We start from the raw sequence: 20,747 nt of genomic DNA, 5'->3' as shown, positions 1-20,747 counted from the left end.
GCCCCTTGACTGAAAAATTTATTTTTTTCAGTTATGAGAAGTATTCTATTGGTCATTCCAATTGTAGCTTTTGAATTCGATTCAGTACATCCCAAAAGAAATTTTGATACACAAAACTCGATGATAGTTTGAAGTAAAGGGATCTGCCTGATTTCACGACTTTACTTGCCGCTTTAATTAACCGAGTACGTATCGTATCAATTTGCATAGTTTTTTGACCTTCCGGAAAACAAAGAGTTCGTAACCAATTGGTCAAATTATATGCAAGAAGTGTTAACATCATTTTTACTTCGTTCACTAGAAAAGCGTGGCTATTCATATGATCAAAGTAAAAGCCATTTTTTGCTTCTTTGATATAGTTTTCCATCGTCCCTCTTTTTTGATAAGCTCGGACGATATCTTGAGGGAAAGCTAATTCAAAGTTAGTAACAAAAAAGGAATGGGTAAAGAACAGCTCACCTGCAGGACGTACCGATTGAATAATCACCCTTCTTGGTTTTGACCATGATTTTGCTTGGTAAATCGTTTCTTCATAATAGGTTTCCGTCTTGGAAACATCTAAAGGTGCGGAAGAAGGATGGTATTCCTTCGCTAAACTTTGTAGTTGTGAATTCGATTTCAACCGAATAATATACAAAACAGATTCTTCTTCACACAGATCGTATAATCCCGGAACAGCAAACCCGCTATCTCCACGAAGAAACAGGGTAGTTTCCGGAAACATTTCGTTATAATGTTTAATGAGAGGCCGAATAAATTCCACCACACCATTTGATGTATAAACATTTCCGGGACGGAGTTGTGCTTTCAAAAAGTCACCAGTCGCACCATCAAAGGCGACTAATGGATGAAAACCCATCGTGCCATAATGAGTATTATATGACGAAGATTCTTGGTCCCCATATGTATCCGAATGAGTCGAATCCAAGTCGATAAATAACTCTTTCGATTGTCGAAAACAATGAATCTTATCAAGCATTTCTTGGTTAGCCAGATTTAATTGTTCAATTGAATCTTTATCAAATCGTGTATAAAAGCGAGACAAACTGGGCTGGGAAGCAAGTGTTGGAGTTTCAATGATTTCCTTAAACACAGGATCATGAGTCAACTGATCAGCCGCATCATCTTCCGCATACCCGGCAATGATTTGATAGACTTTTTGACGTAACAAGTTTTCATTTGAATGAAGATAATATTTCCTTGAATCGTTAAGTCTCAAGTACTTAACTAAAGTCTTTGAAAAACCAATTTTTTCATCGAATTCTCTAAAAAGAAACTCACCTGTATCGGAGGAAAGAGAACCTCCATCATTTGACAATTTAATTTTATGATTGAAATCAAGTGTTTTTTGCGTTAAAGTAACCATATAAAGAGTCCTTTCTGTTTGGTTTTTGTTTTGGTTACTTTAACTTTAACAGAAATGGATTCTTTTTTCATTTTTTTAATGAATTACAATAAAGCCGAAAAGGCTTGGTAATCCATAAGTTATAATAAGTTTCTGAATTTCTGTGAATAATTCAGGAAACAGTTTGTTATAAGTAATTTACCTTCGAAGTTTATCACTTAAAATTTTTATTTAAACAGAGGGTTACATGGTAAATAAAATAGATACCATTGAGTAACATTTGTTGATTGAAACAAGCAAATGCCGGGAATCCGGGAGTTTTTTAAACGAATGGGAGGGATGTTAAATGCGTGTCACTGAGCTGAGAGAGCTCCTTGAAAAATACAGTAAGGACGACTTAAGCAAAATGATGATTGAATTGTATAAGGCGATACCGAAAAAAGTGCGTGATGAAAAAGAAATTGATGGGATGTTGCAAGATTTTCAGCAGTACAAAGAAGCTGAAAAGATAAAAAAAGAGAAAGAAAAACATGTTGACCTTAATGATTTGGAACGTGAAATTACGCAATTCATTCAAAATGCTTATAAACAAAATTACATTGCCCCAAATCGGTATGTTAGCAAAAAGGAACGTCCCAAGTGGCGATTCAAGGTCAAATCATACATAAAACAATTGCAACAGGTACCCGTTGAAGGAGACGAAGGGAAGCGTGCTACAGATTTACTCGATGCACTGTATGAAATGTTATGTTATGGGTGTGGCTATTACATCTTTAACACAGACAATCCCTTTAGATCTATTGGTATGGAGCAAGTGGAATTATTCGATATTCTCCTAAAAAGAAAATTCAGTATGGGGATTAACAAAGAAACTATAAGTTCTGCCCTGAAACAAATTATTAATTATCATCTCGACATGGATACACTGCGGTCATCTTTATTCAACGTGTTCATTGCGAATTTGAGAACTGTGGATGCTAAAGAAATAGCAATCGAACAATGCCATCATTTTCTAATGGGATTGAAGCAGCGAACGATAACGCCAGAAGAGACATGGGTTTGGAAGGATGATGAATATAGCCGGGAGCGAAATATAAATGAATTGATTGAAACGGTTTTCAAACTAAAGATGGAACTGTGTGAATATGAGTCAGCTATCCGTTATTTTAAAAGCAATATTCAGGAAGAATCTAAAGAAGACGCATTGTTTAGCTTGCTCAATAAGCTTAAAACATACAATCAGAAAGATTATTGGCTAAGAGAATACGAGGAGGCTATAAAAAAAGGCATAAGGCCGAGGGAAGAACTGCAATTTACCTATCAATATTTAAAAGAAAACGGCGAATTTAACATTGATGAAGACATGTAGTAACGTTCTTCAACAAGGACCAAGGATTGGCACACCAATCCTTGGTTTTCGTATATTCACCTGTAAGAAGGTTGGTAATTGGTAGGGTGGTGGTAGATTCCTGTATCCGTAACCAGAAGTTAAAAAGGATACTGTAAAGATTTGGTATCTCCTTATTCAGTTTCACAGGTTAAATATAAAAATATAGAACTGATCCCGTGAAAATATCATTTAATTTTTTATCAAATAAATATTTCTATTGTATCTTTTTCTTTAACAGCAGTATGATTTTTAATTGTATTTTTATTCAATAGTATTTTCCCCTCTTTAATTAACGAACAAATTTGATTCCTACTTATATCAATGAGTTGATTTCCAAGCAACTTATCGATACGAACAGGTTCATCTAAATAATTTATATTAATACAAATCTTATTAAATCCGTTTTTTAAGTGTGTAACCAAATTAATTTTTTCGTTATCATTCTGGGGTGCTTCATTCGGAAAATCCCTATTTTTAATTTCCAACTTAGGGTCATACGATTTAAAGATTTTCTCTTTTCTATTCCAAGTGTGGTTTTTTTCGCATTTAAAAATAGTAAATTTATAAATATTTTTTCCGTTTGAATTATGTCTTCTCATTAAAGTGTCATAAAAATTTACTACCTTTCCGCAATTTGGGCAATACTTGACTACAGTTTCAACTTTTTCCCCATTATGAACGGACCAATTGTAGGTAATAATATTCATAGTTACACACCTCAATGGAAATTTTCATTTTATTAAAGTGCTTCTTTTGTTTATATTTATCTCTCAAAATGAAATAAATGAAGAATAATACTTCTACTATTACGTAGGATAAATCCGTTTTCATAAAGAATCAAAAGACATTCACAAGATACCCCTGGTCACTATTGTTGATACAATAGCCTTCTCATATTGATGCAGCATATTGCTCTTCAAACTCCTCGTAGTAAAGAACCTCAATTATACCTGACCAATCCAATATACAACCTACAAAATCGTTTATATCCAATCCCTTCATTTCATAGGTATCATCATCATTAACAGTTCCTGTTGCATCTTCGATAAAAGTGACTTTATATCCCCTTTCAAATGCAGTTATAGCAGTAAATAAACAGCAATACTCTGTATTAAATCCTGTAATATATAGATGATCAATATTTTTTTCCTTTAAAATAGAATCTAACTTTGTACCAAAAAATGCACTTGGAGTGTTTTTGGTTATAGTAAGATCCGCATATTGAGCAAATTCCTTATCAATATCACTCTTTTCAGTATTTTCAGCTAGTGGACTATTTGGATCCTTATCTATATGTTTTGTTAATACCACCAAATCTTTTGCATCTTTAAACCTTTTTATAATGTTCTTGATTTTATTCCTTTCTTCACTAAAGTCCTTCATTTCTAATATTCCATTTTGCATATCTAAAACAAGTAGTGCTTTCATAAAAGAATCTCCTTTTAAATTAGTTTTTTAATATTATCCATAACATTCAATCTATGTATTTCCTCTACTGTTCTTTTTCCATCATAAATGGATAATACAGAATCAATCGCTCTATCAGGATCTTCAATTTCAATTGCGCCATTAGGAATAGTTCCTATAGACAATTTCTTACCGAAGGGTACCATCATGAGATGCTTACGTACTAATGGATACTTCACAATACCTTCCCCCAGTCTTTGTGTTTCATCTTATATACAGAATTGTACACTAAATATAAATATTTGTAAATCCCTATTAGACTTAAATTTAGCAATATTCCATCAGGAAATAAAACCCCATTCTCATATTACTCCCTATTTTTAATGGGTCCTCCAAAATACTTCGAATCCCTCAAAAGGCCAAAAAGTTTAGGGAGAAAAGTAAATAAAAATCTAATTTTTCCTAATACTTTTACTCCAAAGGGTGTTTCTAAGATGTTAAACAGGCTTGGATTCAGCTACTCTATGGCAACGTATACTTTGATAAAGCTGATCTGGACAAAAAAAGAGTTCAAAGAAGCCACTTTTCCGGAGTTGAAAAAGGAACTGGAGAATGGTCTCATTGATCACTTGTTATTAACTGCCGTTGATACTTTCCGACTAAACAACACCAGCCCGAACCGCTTTTTTCCGTGGAGTGCCTGGCGTTGCTATCCTTGAATCAAGAGATTTTAAGATAAGTTATATCCACTCCGGCCATATCTCTTGCTTTTTTCTGAATTTGTAATATATTTTTCAAATGGTATGATTGTGCTATCAATATAGAGTTCCAGCCGGGAGTGAGCAAAATGAAAATATCAGCGCAAGATAAGGTATTTAAATTACTAAGCGAATTAAATACCGCCAAAGATGGAATTACTGCATCAGAAATTGCAGAAAAGCTTTCCCTTTCAAGGCAAGTAGTAAGTCATTATCTTTCCAGGTTACTTGAAGAAGGAAAAGTGGCAAAAACAGCCACAAAACCTGTCTATTGGTCTGTTATAAGCAAGATGAAAACGGAAGACGTCTTCGAATCTTTTATTGGATATCATGGCAGCCAGAGTGAAATCATACAACGTTGCCAGGCGGCGGTTAAATACCCTCCTAACGGTTTAAATATATTGATCACCGGACAAAGAGGTGTCGGCAAAAGTTTTCTCGCGTCGTTAATCTATCAGTATGCCATAAATCAAGAGGTTATTAAAAAAACGCCCCTTACATTGTTTTAAACTGTGCAGACTACGCAGACAATGCAGAATTATTATCTTCTGTTCTGTTTGGTTATAAAAAGGGTGCTTTTACGGGGGCAACCCGGAAAAAGACGGGCTTATCCAAGAGGCGGACGGTGGCTTTTTATTTTTAGACGAGATCCATAGATTATCTAAAGAAAACCAGGAAAAGCTTTTTTTGTTCATGGATACCGGCAAATACAGACCGCTCGGGGAAAATAAGACATGGAATGAATCGAAAGTCCGATTTATTTTCGCAACCACAGAAAATGAGGAAAATATATTTTTAGAAACATTTCTGAGAAGGATTCAAGTACATGTTACTATTTCTAATTTCAATAACCGGCCATTGGCTGAAAAAATACAGTTAATAAAATATATGTTTTATCAAGAAGCAAACATCCTTCAAAAAAATATATTGGTTAAAGGAGAGTCCGTACAATTATTATTAAACAGCCATTTTAATGGCAACATCGGAAAGTTAAAAAATATGATTAAGCTGAGTTGTGCTGATGCTTATAATCATCATCCCGACCATGATACTTTACTGATAAGCCCCGGTACCATTTCTGATATGCCTGTTCGGAAAGCGGAAACAAGCAAGTATCCGCACAATTATCTCTTGATTGAATATGCATTCCCTTTTGATTTTGACCAGGAGCATGCAGATGGCTTCATGCTGGAATTGAAAAAAATCATGTCAGATTTGCACGATGCTAAAGGCACGGGTTCAAAGGCGTCATTGGAACAATTAAAAAACAGATTACAGACGCTTCATTTAAAAAGCTTGGGTAACTTTTCTTACTTTGAAAATGTATCCAATCAAAGCATAATGTATGTAAAGAACATGTTTATTCAAAAATGGGAAGATATCATTATGAACCGGTACGGGATTGTAAACAGTGTATCAATAGACAAAATCAGCTTTGATTTTTATTATTACATTCATGAGAAAAAGATACCCTTTTTAGGCTGTTTAAAGGATTTAAATATAGAAATTCAAACGGTTTATCCAAGAACGAGTTATATTGCCGATAAATTTGTCAGTTCCCTGCACTTAACAAGCGAAAAAAGTGCGTTCCTAAAAATAGTGATCTCCCTCCTGCTATCTGATTATGTGAAAGAAGATATTGAACTGAAGGGTTTGCTCATCGCTCATGGAGAAAGCACGGCCAGCAGTATCCAGTCTGTGGTCAACCGATTATGTGAAACATATGTTTTTGAAGCCATTGATATGCCGATCAATACAGCACTGGAAAATATTATTACAGAAGCACGTATGTTTATTCATCATCAGGCGAATCCGGACGGGCTTACTTTATTAGTTGATATGGGTTCGCTCAGCAAACTGTATTCATCCATTAAGAACGCTCTGCAGGGTGATTTATTAATAGTCGACAACTTAACCACCTCGATTGCACTGGACATAGGGCTTAAAATAAAAAACAGGGTGCCTTTTAAAACCATAGCAGAGAACAGTCTGTCGAAAAATATAAAATTGAAACCCAGTATTTTGAAGGCTTCTCAAAAACAAAAAACATCATTATTTCTTGTATGTCCGGCATGGGCATATCGGAAAAAATTAAAGATATCATGAGCAAGTATTTATCTACAGAAAAGATAGAAGTATTAACGATGGAATACAGGGAATTGAAAAATACAATTGACAGGAATTCAAAAAATTATTTTGACAAAACAAAGCTTGTCATTACCACAACGGACTTACCAAGCTCTTTTTCCATTCCCCATGTCAATATATACAATATGCTGGATGCAGAGGGTATTTCCAATTTATGGAGTTTAATTTATAACGATATCAGTAGAAATTCCTTTGATAAAATGATTCAGGAATTGCTAAAACTATTTTCAATACAAGGCGTGGTAGACCGGCTGAAATTTTTAAATCCCGTTGTTGTGATCAATGAAGTGGAAAATGTTTTGACAAAATATGAAAATTATTATCGTATTACGTTTACTGGAAAAGTAAAGTTAAATTTGTATATGCACATCGCTCTTATGATAGAACGTCTTTTTATTTCTCGAGAAGAAAAAGAGGATATTAAAGAGAAATTGTCAGAACCCGAAGCGGAATTCTACGTTACTTCAAAAAATATTTTTAAGCCAATGGAAAATAATTACAACATTATGGTCAGCCAATACGAAATCTCGTTGTTATACCAATTAATTGGCCCGTTTATTCAAAAATGAGAGGGCTTTCGTGAATCCCGTAATCTGTCTATCCAGTGTTCCTGTTGTGTCCAATTTTTTGGACACATTATTTTTTACAATTGAAATGCCTGGCATACCTGTTTTTTAAAAGACTGGCACGGAAATTGCATTAATAATATACGAAAAACCGATGAGACGAAAGGAGGAGAGAAATGAACAAAATATTAGTTGCCACTCATGGTTATTTTGCAAACGGCATCAAAAGCAGTATTAAACTTCTTACGGGTGTGGAAGAAAACATCTATTTTTTGAATGCATACGTCAATGATGAGAGCATTGACAAACAAATTGAACATTTTTTCCAATCTGCAAGTGAAGAAAATGAAATTATTATCTTTACTGATTTATACGGAGGAAGTGTAACCCAGAAGATCATTGCTTACGCCAGTTCCATAAAAAGAAAAGTGCATCTCATTTCCGGTTTTAACTTACCGGTCATCCTTGAAGTCGTGCTTTCAACAAAAAAACTGACGGATCAGCTGCTAGAGGAAATGGTTGCCGATTCTCAGAAACAAATGAAATTAATCGAACTAAGCAATCTTTCCAAACAGGAAACGGAAAAAGATAACAATGAGGATTTATTTTTTAATTAGGAGGGATTAAGATGATCGTTGCTCTGAGAGTGGATGAAAGATTAATACATGGACAAGTAGCCATGACTTGGACGAAGGCGTTAAAACTTGATGGTTTAGTAGTTGCAAATGATGAGGCAGCAAATAATGAAATTCAAAAAATGAGTTTGAAAATGGCTGTGCCTCAAGAGATAAAATGCATTATTAAAACGGTGGAGTCTGCAATACAACTGCTGAACGACCCAAGGGCTCAAAAAATGAGGCTTATGGTATTGGTCACAACTGTGAAAGATGCTGTTACAATTTGCGAAAGATTTCAGGACATTGAACTCGTAAATATCGGAAACGCCGGAAAAATGACAGATGGGGAAAAGATCACATTCTCAAAAGAAGTCATGCTCACACAAGAAGAAATTGATCATTTAGAAACATTGGTAAAGCTGTATCCAAATACAGAATTTCAGCCTACTCCAGCCATGGAAAAAAAGTTAGCTGTAAATATCCTTAAAAACATAAGACGTTAGGAGGAATACCTTGTGTATGATGCAATTGTCGTCGCGTTTGCAGTATTTGCAGGAGTTGCAGGACATGAATTGCTTGGCATGTCTATGCTAAGCCGCCCAATCGTTGTCGCTCCTCTTACGGGTTTATTACTGGGGTACTTAAACACAGGACTCCTTGTAGGGGCGTCTCTGGAAACAATATTTATGGGCGTCGTCAATATTGGCATATCCAGTACAGCAGAGCCTTCACTGGCAGCAGGATTAGCCACTGTTTTTTCAATCAACATGGGCGGGAATATGGGCGCGATTATCCCGTTGGTTTTTCCATTAGCCATTTTAGGACTGCAATTGATGAACTTGATCTTTTCTTTTGTTATCGGGCCATTTGCACCGAAATTCAGAAAGCTCGCGCTTGAAGGAAAAGAAAAATCAATCGTCGGCCTTCACTATGGATTATGGTTCTTACACTATGGTTTATATGCGCTCATCCCATTTTTCGCGGTATTGTTTGGATCGGATGTTGTCAGAGATGTATTAAACAGTATTCCGAAAGTGATTATGAATGGTTTAACAGTTGCCGGGAACATGTTGCCTGCCGTAGGGATGGCAATGCTGTTAATGATGCTATGGGATAATAAAATTGCTGCTTACTTCTTTTTAGGCGTTGTATTGGTTGCATATTTAAAACTTCCTTTAATTGCTGTCGCTACAATCGCGTTTATCATTGCTGTCGTTGTTTCTCCAAGAGATCTTCAATTGAAAAAGATGGCAACGGCAAGTGCCCCGGATGTAAATGCCGCCATCTCGGATGAAGAGGAGGACTTTTTCAAATGAAACTAACACAGAACCTTAGTAAAGACGAAAAGAAAATGATTAGAAAAATGTTTTGGCGTTCCGCTACCATGTATATTTCGGTCAATCCGATTACGATGGGAGGAGGCGGTTTTTGCTACTCTATGATACCGTTTATTCACCATTTCTATAAAAATAAAGAAGACCGGAAATTAGCGCTTGAAAGGCATACAGCTTATTTTAGTACAACTATCCCCTTTGCTTCTTTTGTGATGGGAATTGCCGGTTCAATGGAAAAGGAAAACAGTGAGAAACCTAACTTTGATCCGAAAAGTATTAATGCCATTAAATTAAGTTTGATGGGGCCGTTAGCCGGCATTGGTGATTCCCTTTTTTGGGGTGTATGGCGTGTTGTATGTGCCGGACTGGCAATCGGGCTTGCAAATGCGGGGAATTTCCTGGCACCGCTTATCTTTTTATTGGCGTTTAATATACCCAACTATTTAATCCGGTATTACGGCGCATTTTTAGGATATTCACTTGGGTCCAAGTATATTGAAAAAATGTATTCAGAAGGCATTATCGCAGTTTTAACAAAAGCTGCCAGTATTTTAGGGCTGATCATGGTTGGTGCGATGGCTGTCCAAATGGTTAAATTTAAAACAGTCTTAGCTTTTCATATGCATGGAAAAGAAATCATGAACGTCCAAAATGTATTGGATAGTATTTTTGTAGGAATCATTCCTTTGCTGATCACTTTTCTTTGCTTCTATTTATTGAAGAAAAAAGTAAATGTTATCGCAATTATCTTCGGGATCATGGTTTTAGGCGTACTGTTGTCTGTCTTGGGCATTGTCTAAAAAAAATTCGGGAGAAAATAATATGGCAAAAAACATAACTCAATTTATCGATGAATCGGTCAATCCCTATTTCAATTTAACAATTGAGAACGGAAAATATTTTAGTACAAATAAAGAAAGTTATTATCTCAAGCAACTGCCGGATCAATCTTTTTCTTTTGATGTTACAAATAATAAAGTGACATCCAGTATAGATGAGTTTGGAACCATTAAAAGCATATCGTTTTATCATGGTAATTATTTAACGGAAGACAAACCCGGGGTATGGGTATCAAAGGATTTTGTTCAGGAAAATGACTTATCATTTAAAATACGTTATGATGATAAACTTTATGACTTTAAAAATTCCAAAAACAGGGTTGAGGCAGACCTGGTGTTTAATTTGTTTCCAAGAATTAAACACGACTTAAAAGATTTAAAATGCACCATCATTGTGTATGCACCCGTCGGAAGAACGGGTGCAAGACTAAGCTGCCTTGTCTATGGGATCTATATTGAAAATTTGAAGCCAACAAATCTTACAGGCGAACTCATATTGCCAAAGTTGTATGAAAAGAAATACTCGGATCGGCGCAATATTTTAATGCATTGCCCGCAAAGCGCGGATAAAAAAACAGTCCATTTTTCTATAAGTCCGGGTAAAGCAAAGTTCATACCATTCATCTTATGTGATCCGAATGCTTACAGCTCTGAGGAGTAAAAATTTTTCGTGATAATTTAACTATTCCCCCCCCAAAAATGCGGCTAAATATGTAATAATTTAAATAATTAGAGCTTGCTGGACGAATATTTTGGCATGGCTTAGTGACAAGTCGAATACAAGCTAAAATTTGATTCGTTCAGCAAGCCCTAATTAAACTTGGCTGTTTTGAGGGGGTTTTTATTTTGGTTACTAGAAAAGAAAAAAGAAATCGTGAAAAAGAAGCAAATTATTTTTTCGAGTTCCTTAAAATTCAGAAGCATTTTTTCAAAGACCTGATGAATAACCTAAAAAAGGTAGCAGACCACCGACATCAAAGCTATATCACTTATGGTCCAGAGGTCCTTTTATTTACGATGATGTTGAAAAATATGACCGGCCTAAAATCCATGAGAAACATGAGTGAGAGTTTTAATAAAGAAGAATGTATTAAAAATGTAGGGAAGGTGTTAGGCTTAGATTCTCTTGAAGAACTTCCACATTATGATACAATTAACGACTTTTTATCTGGCTTAGATGTAAATGAATTAGAAAAAATTAGAACGTATATGATTAAAGAATTATTGAAAAAAAGGTCTCTCGAGTCTTATCGAATTGAAGGAAAGTACTGGGGTGTCATCATTGATGGAACTGGATTACACACCTTTCATGAGAAACATTGTAAACACTGCCTGAGACGGGCATATACAAATAAAGAAACAGGAGAAACGAACGTACTTTATATGCACCATGTACTTGAAGCCAAGCTTGTCGTGGGGGATATGGTCTTCAGTATTGCCTCCGAATTTATCGAAAATGAATCAGAAAATGTTTCTAAGCAAGATTGTGAATTAAAAGCCTTCGACAGGCTGGCAAAGAAAATAAAAAAAATATTTAAAAGACTACCGATTTGTATCTTGGGAGATAGTCTCTATGCATGTGAAACGGTATTTAATCTGTGCAGGGCGCACAAATGGAAATATATATGCAGATTTAAGGAAGGGAGAATTAAAAGTATCTCGACGGAGTTTAAGGCAATAAAAGAGCTGGAACAAAGTAAGGATCAGAATTCATTAGTTTGGGTGAATGATATTGCCTACAAAGACAGAACGGTCAATCTGATGGAGGCCACAATGAAAACAGAGGATGGGAAATCGAAAGAGTATGTATTTATAACGGATATTAAAATCACGAAAAAGAACGTGGAACGACTCATCGCTGCAGGAAGAAGCCGCTGGAAGATTGAAAATCAAGGATTTAACGAACAAAAAAATAATCGTTACAATATAGAACATGCCAATAGCCAAAACTACACAGCCATGAAAAATCATTATTTATTAGTTCAAATAACAGATATTATTAGACAGCTGTTTGAAAAAGGTTCGTCAATCTTAAAAGCACTCAAAAAAACGGCAAAAGAAAAATCCTCAAATCTGTTGGAATCGTTTCGGACACGCATTTTAACAGACGAGGATTTCACCCATTTAAGTAAGCCAATACAAGTAAGGTTTACTTAATGGTTATATTATAGCAAAGGATGTGATGTAAAAAAAGGTTTTTTTGAAGTTATCCACAATTTTAAAAAAGAAATTTGCAAATTCGGCTCTTTTTGACTTTGAAAGCAGAAAAAATAGATGGAAAAATTTTCTAAATGTGGATAAGTCATTTTATCATAAAACATCTAAAAATTGATGAATTTACTCTTCAGAACTGGATTAGCAATAACATTATTGACACTAATTTTCAAATAATATAAAATAAACAGATATACTACCTCGCACCAACCTCAAATACCACCCCCGAAAGGATCGACCCTCATGACAACAGAATACCTCGACCTCAAATTGGACTTTATGTTCAAACAGCTTTTCGGCCACCCAAGCAGAAAGAAGATTACCATTGCCTTTTTGAATGATTTGCTTCATCGGCAAGGCCGCGACCGGATTACCGACGTTCAATACGAAAACACCGAACTCATTAAGTCGGACCAGGTTGGCAAGACAAGCCGGCTCGATGTGCTGGTTTACACTTCCAACGATGAAAGGATTAATGTTGAAATTCAAATGGTAAACCAGCACGATATGCCCGAACGGGTGCTTTATTACTGGTCAAAACTTTTCTCATCATCTTTGCAATCCGGACAAAATTACTCTGTACTCGTCCCTACCATCATGATCTCCATCTTAAACTACCCGCTTTTTCCCCACGAAACCGACAGCTTCCACAACGTTTTTCATCTTTACGAGGATAACGAGCATTTCATTTGGAGCCCGCATCTGGAATTCCACACATTTGATTTATCGCAGTTTATGGTAAAATGGAAAAAATACAGACGTGAGATGAAAGCGAAGCCATCATGTTTCTGACATCCAAAAATAACCGAAAGTTGACGGTATTGCCTGTCCGGAATTTGACGAGTATAATGTCCTCGTATTTATTCTTGAGAAAGGAAAAGGACATCCCCCATGATGTATAACTGTACCATCAGCTATACGGGGAATGTCCCACCAAAAATAACGATTATGGTTATTGTATCAGATTATAAGCTAATTGAAAATACTCAACTTGGTGTTTTTGGTTAGGGGTGCGGAAAAAGTACCTTCCCCTTGTTGTGGTAAACATATGAACCCAGATTACGAAAGTAAAATAGTAATTTAAAATAAAAAAGTGCCCCATCCTTTGGTATAATTGATTTTGAGAAAAAAACAATAACCAAGAAAGGGGGCACCTTTAAGGTGAATTATATCATTCCTGTCTCAAGAATTAAATATGAATTCAATTTAAAGAATAGTACAAAATTTAGTGGCATCCTCCCATTTCTGCAATTTCTGGAACGGATGAAAATCCAGCAGACTTTCCGGGGGTTTGATTGCTTAAAGAAAGACAATGCCAAATTTCCTCTAAGTAAAATATTTGTATATCTGATTGCGGGCTGGATGGCAGATTGCTCCCGTATGTTTCATTTTCAATCACTCCAGAATGACCCTTTGATTCGTGCTTTCTTAGGAGGAAAATGCCCGCATTATACGCTTTTAAGCAAGGATCTATTAAGGTTGGAGAAAATCGAGGATGCTGCCATAGAATTCAAAGAACGGGTGATGGACATCATCGAACCATGGCTGGATTCCGATCTCATTCTTGACTTTGATTCAAGTGTCGAAACGGTTTATGGAAACCAGGAGGGAGCGAAAATCGGGGTGAACCCCCATAAGCCGGGCAGAAAAAGCTACCACCCCCTTCTCGTTTTTGAAGGAAAATCCCATCTTTGCTTAAACGGTGTGCTAAGACCGGGAAACGTCCATTCAGCTGACAACGGAATTGAATTTGCCGAGGAAACCTATCGATTGCTTTCCGCTCAGTACCTTATCCGGTACGCCCGTTTTGACAAGGGATTTGGCGGAGAAAAGTTTTACAGTTATTGGGAGCAGCAGAAGATTAACTACGCCGGCAAACTGAAATGGACATCAAGATTGAAAAAGTATGTTGAAAACGACAATTCTCCGTGGATCCGGTATGTTGATGATGAGCTGATTGTTATAGAGGGAAAAACAGTCTACTACCAAGCAACTTCCTGGGAAAAGCCAAGAAGAGTTGCGGTCATCCGAAAAGCTGACAAGTATGAGGAAGACCAGCTTCAATTGTTTGATTTTCTCTGGGATTATGAAGCCATTGTGACAACGATGGACTGGGAACCTATGGATATTTGGAGATTTTACAATCAGAGAGCCTGTCTGGAAAACTATATCAAAGAGTCTAAATATGGTTTTTCGATGGACAAGATTCCAACAGATTCTTTCGGGGCAAATCATATGGATCTTCTGATTAAATTACTGGCGTACAATTTATTCGAGATCTTTAAAAAGGACCATTGCCCGGCTGCGTTCAAGTCCTATACCATCAGGCGGTTTCGAAGAGAGTTTATTTATTCGGCCGGCGTGCTGACGTCTCACAGCCGGAGGGTCTCATTGAACATTTGTGAGACATATGCCCACAAATGGGCATTCCGGAAAATGATTCAAAGTGTGCGCATGATTGATTGAGAGACAGGAACTGAATACTGGAAATTAAAAAGCCCGCAAAGGTGGGGAGGGGGAAAGTATACCTTCAACCACCTGAAATTATAGATTTGGATTCCATATTTTACATTTACTTCCACGTGTGTGGATTTTAGCTATCAAATCGCTGCACTTTCGTAATTTGGGATGATTTAAATTTAAGTATTAAACTCATAGGGGAAGCCACAATAAAGCGCAAACTGGCTCCCCCCCTTAATTGACAACAATTCCGTCAATTTCTGGACAAATAACACCGTCAATTTCCTGCCATTTTGGGGCGCCAGTAACACGGGGGTTAAACCGCCAAGCCTGTGTGTTTTGGTTAAAGTAAGTTTAAATTTTTTACAATATGTCTTGGACCGCCGCCTGCTGTCATTCCACCGTCCACTGCCAGTTCGGCGCCGGTGATGTAGGAAGCGTCGTCAGAAGCCAGGAAGGCAACGGCTTTGGCGATCTCTTCAGGTTCGCCCGGACGCTCCAGGGCTGTGATTTCATTGAAAGCATCCACCATTTTGCTTGCAGCTTGCGTCAGCGGCGTATAAACAAATCCCGGATGGACGGAGTTAACGCGGATGCCCCAATCGCTGAATTCCATTGCGGCAGCTTTTGTCATCCCCCGGATTGCCCATTTGCTTGCAGTGTAAGGCGCGGCAAAATAACCGGTCAGGCCGGCAATCGAGGACACGTTCACAATTGCGCTTTGCTGCTGCTCTTTTAACAGCTTGCAGGCGTGCTTCATGCCTAAAAAGACGCCCGTTTGGTTAACGGCAACGACCCGGTTCCAATCTTCAAGCTCACAATCGGCAAACTTGGCCCGCTTATTGATGCCGGCATTATTGACGAGAATGTCAAGCTTTCCGTAAGTTCTCCGGATTGTTTCCATAACCTTCGCCCAATCTTCTTCCGAACTTACATCAAGCTGAACCGGAAGGACATTAGTTCTGAATTGTTCTTTAATCTTTCCGGCAGTCTGATTGGATTCTTCCTGCAGCACATCACCCAGAATCAAATTCTCTGCGCCCTCTTCTGCAAACGTAACGGCCATTGCCGCCCCAAGGCCCCGCGATCCGCCGGTAATAAGGGCAGTTTTTCCTTTTAATTTTGCCATCATCAACACCTCCAATATGTTGATCTAAGTATACGCCCTTTTGTTTCCGCTTTCATGTTTTTTGCAGACATTCACCGCTTTGTAAAAAATTTGGCGTGTGTAACCGGCAAAAGCTGGTCCGGGTTTACCCGAATATAGGTGTAGTTCTTATACCACCAATCTCATAAACCGCTGATACCGTTTGGCAATTTGGATGTTTTTTTGTCTGCCTCTAAAACAGCTTGAAAAAATGATAAATTTTTTGTTTTAGTGGTTTAAAAACCAATGCCTATTTCACTTTAAATCATGAAACCAGGCCCGGGGGTTAAACCGCCAAGCCTGTCTGTTCATTCAAGTAAGTTTAAATTTAAGCCTTGTCTTTGCCTGCGCTCCTTTCATGATCTGGATTTCGGCGCCGGGGTGCAGAGGCTCCGGGCCCCCTGCTTTGTAAAAGCCTTCACAAAGGCCCTGCCCTAAAAAGTTAAGCCAGGTTCACTTCAATGTTGATTTTGTTATCCGTGATCGTGTATATATAATCTTTTGTAATCCATCTGGCATTTTTAATTGTGCAGTGGACGAGGTCAGGATCTTTGTCTTCAAGCAAAATTTCCAGCAAACTTTTTAATTCTATTAAATAGTCGTAATCCATTTTCATGAACGGGTTGTATCCGACTAAATAACTGGCACGCTTCATCAGTTTCACTTTCTTTGTTTCATGGCTGTGCCAAAAAATATCGCCTTGAATGATCAATTGGTTTTCCTGAAGGTTCTTCATGGCTTCGCCAACATAATTTTCTTCAATTTTATAAACACCAGGGGTCACTTTACTCAATTTGTCCATATTCATGCGTACTCACCTATTTTCTCATCGCAGTATGGCAGGAAAGGTTTTTATTTTTATACCCTGTTTCAAAGAAGGTAAGCCAGACATATACCGGGTGGAAAAACCGGAAAATTTTTCAAAAAAATCTTGATTGACCGGAGAGAGGCCATTATAATAAAAATTAAAATTGCGAAATATCAAACTAGTTTTCCGGGAGGGATCCGCATGAGAGCAGCAGTCGTCAGTTCTGATAAGCAAAAGCTGGTAGAGGTCAAAGATGTGCAGTTGCGTCCGCTTGAGTACGGGGAAGCTTTGGTGGATATCGAATACTGCGGTGTCTGCCATACGGATTTGCATGTGGCAAAGGGCGACTTTGGCGATGTGCCGGGACGCATTCTCGGCCATGAAGGGGTCGGCATTGTCAGGGAAGTCGCGGATGGTGTCACTTCTCTTAAAGTGGGCGATCGTGTAAGCGCTTCCTGGTTTTTTGAAGGCTGCGGACATTGTGAATACTGTTTAACGGGAAATGAAACATTTTGCCGTAATGTGAAAAATGCAGGCTACAGTGTCGACGGGGCCATGGCAGAGCAATGCATTGTCAAAGCGGATTACGCCGTAAAAGTGCCGGAAGGGCTGGATCCAAGGCAGGCGACAAGCATTACTTGTGCCGGTGTAACCACTTATAAAGCTATTAAAGTCGCAGATGTGAAGCCGGGCGAATGGATTGCCATTTATGGAGCAGGGGGCCTCGGGAACCTTGCTGTCCAGTACGCCAAACATGTATTTAATGCGAAAGTCATTGTGGTCGATATCAATGACGACAAACTTTCACTGGCAAAAGAAGTCGGTGCTGATCTCACCTTTAATTCCAAAACGGATGGCGATCCGGCTGAGTGGATTCAGAAAGAAGTTGGCGGCGCGCATGCTGCAGTGGTAACGGCTGTTTCGAAACAGGCATTCAACCAGGCTGTCCACTCCGTACGGCCGGTGTCAAAAGTCGTTGCTGTCGGGCTCCCTCCGGAAACAATGGATCTTGAAATTGTGAAAACAGTCCTTGACGGGATAGAAGTCGTCGGGTCTTTGGTTGGCACAAGAAAAGACCTTGAGGAAGCTTTTATGTTCGGTGCGGAAGGAAAAGTCGTCCCGGTTGTGCAAACGCGCAGGCTGGAAGAAGTTGGAGATGTTTTTAAGGAAATGGAAGAAGGCAGAATACAAGGCAGGATGGTTCTGGATATGTCGTTGAAATAAGTGCAGGCAAAACATCATAAAGTAAGCGAAAATGAAAATCCCTGTTTGCACGGGGATTTTTCGCTTTTTTGCCGGTTTGTTCGTATAATAGGGATGAGTACCGTGTACAGGGAGGCGCCGAACTTGCGGAGGGAAATCATTGCTTTTTTAAAAGAAAAAATAGATCCGGATTTTATCATTGTTCGGTTCGTATGCAAAAGATATGCCCGGCCGGATAGTGATGTTGACATCGCTTTTACAAAGAAGGCGGTATACTGGCACCCTATGAATGTTTTTTATTTGCCCAGGAACTTGCAGATAGATTAAATAAGGATGTGGATCTTATTGATCTGAACCAGGCCCCTACTGTATTTCAGGCGCAGATTTTTGCAACCGGCATCGTCATGGATATGAAAAATGAAAATGCCCTGAATGTAAAACGAATGCTGGCGTATCGTTTGTATGCAAAGCTTAACGAGGAACGTGCCTAAATATTGAAAAATATTGCAAAAAACGGGGCTGTGTATGGAAGATGAAGTGGTCTTGAATAAGATAAGCCCCCACTTCAATCAAACCGTAAGGTTGATAAGTGGAGGATAGTTCACAGCAAATCTTATTTTACAGAAAGCAGGCGTAACTCATGCTATCATATATCGTAATTGGCGGCGGGGTGCTTGGGGCATCTGCTGTATACCATCTTGCAAAAGCAGGCGCAGTTGTTACACTGGTTGACCGGGCGGATCCCGGGCAGGCAACGGAAGCGGCTGCCGGCATCATATGCCCGTGGCTGTCGCAGCGGCGCAACAAAGACTGGTACCGGCTCGCAAAAGCAGGTGCAAAATACTATCCTGATTTAATTGCCCAATTGGAAAAAGACGGGGAGACGGAAACCGGTTATAAACGGACTGGCGCTCTCAGCATACATACAGATGAAGAAAAGCTTGATAAAATGCAGGAACGCGCGTTAAAGCGAAGGGAAGATGCGCCTGAAATCGGGGAAGTAAAACGGCTGTCTGCCGCCGAGACGCATGCCATGTTTCCGATTCTGGACGAAGGGTTCAGTGCGGTCTATACCGGCGGTGCCGCGCGCGTAAACGGGAAGGCATTGCGCAATTGCCTGTTAAATGCTGCTTGCAAACGCGGAGCCAAAGTCATTCATGGCAATGCCCGGCTGCTTGTGGAAGGCAGAAAAGTCATCGGGGTTGAAGTCGGAAGCCGCACGCTGCATGCGGACAAAATAATTGTGGCAGCGGGTGCATGGGCAAAAGATTTGTTCAAACCGCTCAGTGCGGCTTTTCAAGTCAGCCACCAAAAAGCGCAGATTCTCCATTTAAAACTGCAAGGTATGGACACAAGCAGCTGGCCGGTCGTCATGCCGCCGAATGATCAGTATTTGCTGGCATTCGATGGCGGCCGTATCATTGCCGGCGCCACCCATGAAAACACGGAAGCTTTTGATTTGCACACAACAGCCGGCGGGGTCCACGAAGTTTTAAATAAAGTGCTGCCGGTTGCACCGGGTTTGGCTGAAGCTTCCCTTGTTGATGTGAAAGTCGGATTCCGGCCGTTCACGCCGGGTTTTTTGCCTGTGATCGGCACATGGCCCGGTTATGATGGGCTACTTTGCGCAAACGGGCTCGGGGCATCCGGTTTAACGGCCGGCCCTTTTCTCGGCGCTGAGCTTGCAAGGATTGCGCTCGGCCGGAAAACAGAACTGGATTTGTCACCGTACGGGCTGGAACAGGCAATTGCCCCTTTATAAACAGCAGGGCCGGTCTTTTATCAAGAAAAAACAGGAGCGAAACAATGAACGATTCCTACTTTGACGGAATTTTGCATATCAAAACAACCGGTGAGCAAAAAGGGTTTAATGCATCACTGCATTACAACCGTTATGAGCCGACGCCTTATCATGCGCTTGATGAACTGTTCGATCATTATGAACTGGATAAAAGCGACCATGTGGTAGACTTCGGTTGCGGCAAAGGGCGGCTCAATTTTTATATCCATCATTTGTTTCGCGCAACCGTGACCGGCATTGAAATGAATGAATGGTTGTACCGGGAAGCCCTCGAAAACAAGAAACGCTATGAGAGAAAATTCCCGGTCCAGCCCGCCCGTATTCGGTTTATATGTTGCCTTGCCGAAAATTATAAGATACTGCCGGACGACAACCGTTTTTACTTTTTTAATCCGTTTTCTGTTCAAATCTTTATGAAGGTTGTGCAAAATATTTTACGCTCGGTGGAAGAAGCATACCGGGAAACAGACATTATTTTATATTATCCGTCTCAGGACTATATTTACTTCCTTGAAGACCATACACCATTTGAAAAAAAACTCGAAGTCCCGCTAACGCTTTTATACAAGCATAATCCATACGAAAAATTTGTCGTGTACCGGCTTGCGTGAGGATGATGGTGAAATTAATGGATACTCAGCTTTGGTTTCATAGGAAGTGAATGCTTGGATAAGAGAAGGCTTACTTTGATCTGCCTTCCTCCGCCCACT

At 38.9% G+C, this 20,747-nt stretch carries 21 protein-coding genes and 2 pseudogenes; 17 read left to right on the top strand and 6 right to left on the bottom strand.

The annotated features are described in order from the left end of the window. Positions 1–52: 52 nt before the first annotated feature. Positions 53–1,366, bottom strand: a complete 1,314-nt coding sequence (locus NST70_RS15290; RefSeq protein ID WP_017550355.1) for an IS1380-like element ISBco1 family transposase — start codon at positions 1,364–1,366, stop codon at positions 53–55. A gap of 325 nt (positions 1,367–1,691) precedes the next feature. On the opposite strand from NST70_RS15290, the gene NST70_RS15285 reads away from it, so the two are divergent. Further along, on the top strand, positions 1,692–2,714 hold the full coding sequence (locus NST70_RS15285) for a hypothetical protein (RefSeq protein WP_342475436.1): 1,023 nt from the start codon (positions 1,692–1,694) through the stop codon (positions 2,712–2,714). Between the two features lie 221 nt (positions 2,715–2,935). On the opposite strand, the gene NST70_RS15280 is transcribed toward NST70_RS15285, so the two are convergent. From NST70_RS15280 to NST70_RS15270, 3 genes are all read right to left on the bottom strand, one after another. Continuing rightward, on the bottom strand, positions 2,936–3,442 hold the full coding sequence (locus NST70_RS15280; RefSeq protein ID WP_013860569.1) for a S4 domain-containing protein: 507 nt from the start codon (positions 3,440–3,442) through the stop codon (positions 2,936–2,938). A gap of 184 nt (positions 3,443–3,626) precedes the next feature. Then, entirely contained in the window at positions 3,627–4,163 is a 537-nt protein-coding gene (locus NST70_RS15275; RefSeq protein ID WP_017550765.1) for an isochorismatase family cysteine hydrolase, read from the bottom strand. A gap of 14 nt (positions 4,164–4,177) precedes the next feature. Then, complete coding sequence (locus NST70_RS15270) at positions 4,178–4,381, bottom strand: hypothetical protein (RefSeq protein ID WP_014096932.1); 204 nt, start codon at positions 4,379–4,381, stop codon at positions 4,178–4,180. A 255-nt stretch (positions 4,382–4,636) separates the two neighbouring features. On the opposite strand from NST70_RS15270, the gene NST70_RS15265 reads away from it, so the two are divergent. From NST70_RS15265 to NST70_RS15210, 12 genes and pseudogenes are all read left to right on the top strand, one after another. Continuing rightward, on the top strand, positions 4,637–4,861 hold the full coding sequence (locus NST70_RS15265; RefSeq protein WP_013860568.1) for a hypothetical protein: 225 nt from the start codon (positions 4,637–4,639) through the stop codon (positions 4,859–4,861). 128 nt (positions 4,862–4,989) lie between these two features. Then, on the top strand, positions 4,990–5,409 hold the full coding sequence (locus NST70_RS15260) for an HTH domain-containing protein (RefSeq protein ID WP_051039153.1): 420 nt from the start codon (positions 4,990–4,992) through the stop codon (positions 5,407–5,409). A gap of 70 nt (positions 5,410–5,479) precedes the next feature. Beyond that, positions 5,480–7,006, top strand: a pseudogene (locus tag NST70_RS15255) (sigma 54-interacting transcriptional regulator); the annotation flags it as partial. Between the two features lie 38 nt (positions 7,007–7,044). After that, on the top strand, positions 7,045–7,617 hold the full coding sequence (locus NST70_RS15250) for a PRD domain-containing protein (RefSeq protein WP_179234739.1): 573 nt from the start codon (positions 7,045–7,047) through the stop codon (positions 7,615–7,617). Between the two features lie 173 nt (positions 7,618–7,790). Then, positions 7,791–8,231 carry a PTS fructose transporter subunit IIA gene (locus tag NST70_RS15245; protein ID WP_014096937.1) on the top strand — a complete coding sequence of 147 codons (441 nt, stop codon included), beginning with the start codon at positions 7,791–7,793 and terminating at the stop codon, positions 8,229–8,231. An 11-nt stretch (positions 8,232–8,242) separates the two neighbouring features. Beyond that, positions 8,243–8,734: a PTS sugar transporter subunit IIB gene (locus NST70_RS15240; RefSeq protein ID WP_014096938.1), complete on the top strand. Its 492-nt coding sequence runs from the start codon at positions 8,243–8,245 to the stop codon at positions 8,732–8,734. A gap of 12 nt (positions 8,735–8,746) precedes the next feature. Next, positions 8,747–9,547, top strand: coding sequence for a PTS sugar transporter subunit IIC (locus NST70_RS15235; protein ID WP_014096939.1), 801 nt, complete (start codon positions 8,747–8,749; stop codon positions 9,545–9,547). Beyond that, the gene (locus tag NST70_RS15230) at positions 9,544–10,365 is read left to right on the top strand and encodes a PTS system mannose/fructose/sorbose family transporter subunit IID (protein WP_014096940.1); all 822 of its coding nucleotides are present in this window, start codon (positions 9,544–9,546) and stop codon (positions 10,363–10,365) included. The genes NST70_RS15235 and NST70_RS15230 overlap by 4 nt, the downstream gene beginning before the upstream one ends. A 22-nt stretch (positions 10,366–10,387) precedes the next feature. After that, a complete protein-coding gene (locus tag NST70_RS15225) occupies positions 10,388–11,065 on the top strand; it encodes a hypothetical protein (RefSeq protein WP_014096941.1) in 678 nt (225 codons plus the stop codon). A 185-nt stretch (positions 11,066–11,250) separates the two neighbouring features. Continuing rightward, positions 11,251–12,561 (top strand): transposase family protein, encoded by a 1,311-nt coding sequence (locus NST70_RS15220; RefSeq protein ID WP_013858128.1) that lies wholly within the window; start codon positions 11,251–11,253, stop codon positions 12,559–12,561. Between the two features lie 300 nt (positions 12,562–12,861). Continuing rightward, a pseudogene (locus tag NST70_RS15215) lies at positions 12,862–13,398 on the top strand (Rpn family recombination-promoting nuclease/putative transposase); the annotation flags it as partial. A 381-nt stretch (positions 13,399–13,779) separates the two neighbouring features. After that, positions 13,780–15,084: an IS1380-like element ISBco2 family transposase gene (locus tag NST70_RS15210; RefSeq protein ID WP_104851506.1), complete on the top strand. Its 1,305-nt coding sequence runs from the start codon at positions 13,780–13,782 to the stop codon at positions 15,082–15,084. 337 nt (positions 15,085–15,421) lie between these two features. Here NST70_RS15210 and NST70_RS15205 read toward each other — a convergent pair whose 3' ends face one another. Continuing rightward, a complete protein-coding gene (locus NST70_RS15205) occupies positions 15,422–16,207 on the bottom strand; it encodes an SDR family NAD(P)-dependent oxidoreductase (protein ID WP_342475435.1) in 786 nt (261 codons plus the stop codon). A gap of 460 nt (positions 16,208–16,667) precedes the next feature. Continuing rightward, positions 16,668–17,033 carry a hypothetical protein gene (locus NST70_RS15200; RefSeq protein ID WP_061575496.1) on the bottom strand — a complete coding sequence of 122 codons (366 nt, stop codon included), beginning with the start codon at positions 17,031–17,033 and terminating at the stop codon, positions 16,668–16,670. A 201-nt stretch (positions 17,034–17,234) separates the two neighbouring features. On the opposite strand from NST70_RS15200, the gene adhP reads away from it, so the two are divergent. From adhP to NST70_RS15180, 4 genes are all read left to right on the top strand, one after another. Next, positions 17,235–18,257, top strand: coding sequence for an alcohol dehydrogenase AdhP (gene adhP, locus NST70_RS15195; protein WP_342475434.1), 1,023 nt, complete (start codon positions 17,235–17,237; stop codon positions 18,255–18,257). A 314-nt stretch (positions 18,258–18,571) separates the two neighbouring features. Next, the gene (locus NST70_RS15190; protein WP_258921009.1) at positions 18,572–18,727 is read left to right on the top strand and encodes a nucleotidyltransferase domain-containing protein; all 156 of its coding nucleotides are present in this window, start codon (positions 18,572–18,574) and stop codon (positions 18,725–18,727) included. A 149-nt stretch (positions 18,728–18,876) separates the two neighbouring features. Then, positions 18,877–19,998, top strand: a complete 1,122-nt coding sequence (locus tag NST70_RS15185; RefSeq protein ID WP_315958810.1) for an FAD-binding oxidoreductase — start codon at positions 18,877–18,879, stop codon at positions 19,996–19,998. Between the two features lie 44 nt (positions 19,999–20,042). Continuing rightward, positions 20,043–20,648, top strand: a complete 606-nt coding sequence (locus NST70_RS15180) for a class I SAM-dependent methyltransferase (protein ID WP_019721595.1) — start codon at positions 20,043–20,045, stop codon at positions 20,646–20,648. The last annotated feature ends 99 nt before the right edge of the window (positions 20,649–20,747 follow it).

The organism is Weizmannia sp. FSL K6-0777 (assembly GCF_038593185.1).
GTDB classification, from domain to species: Bacteria; Bacillota; Bacilli; order Bacillales; family Bacillaceae_C; genus Weizmannia; species Weizmannia faecalis.
The sequence above is the reverse complement of the archived record's forward strand: the minus strand, read 5'-3'. Positions and strand labels throughout refer to the sequence as shown.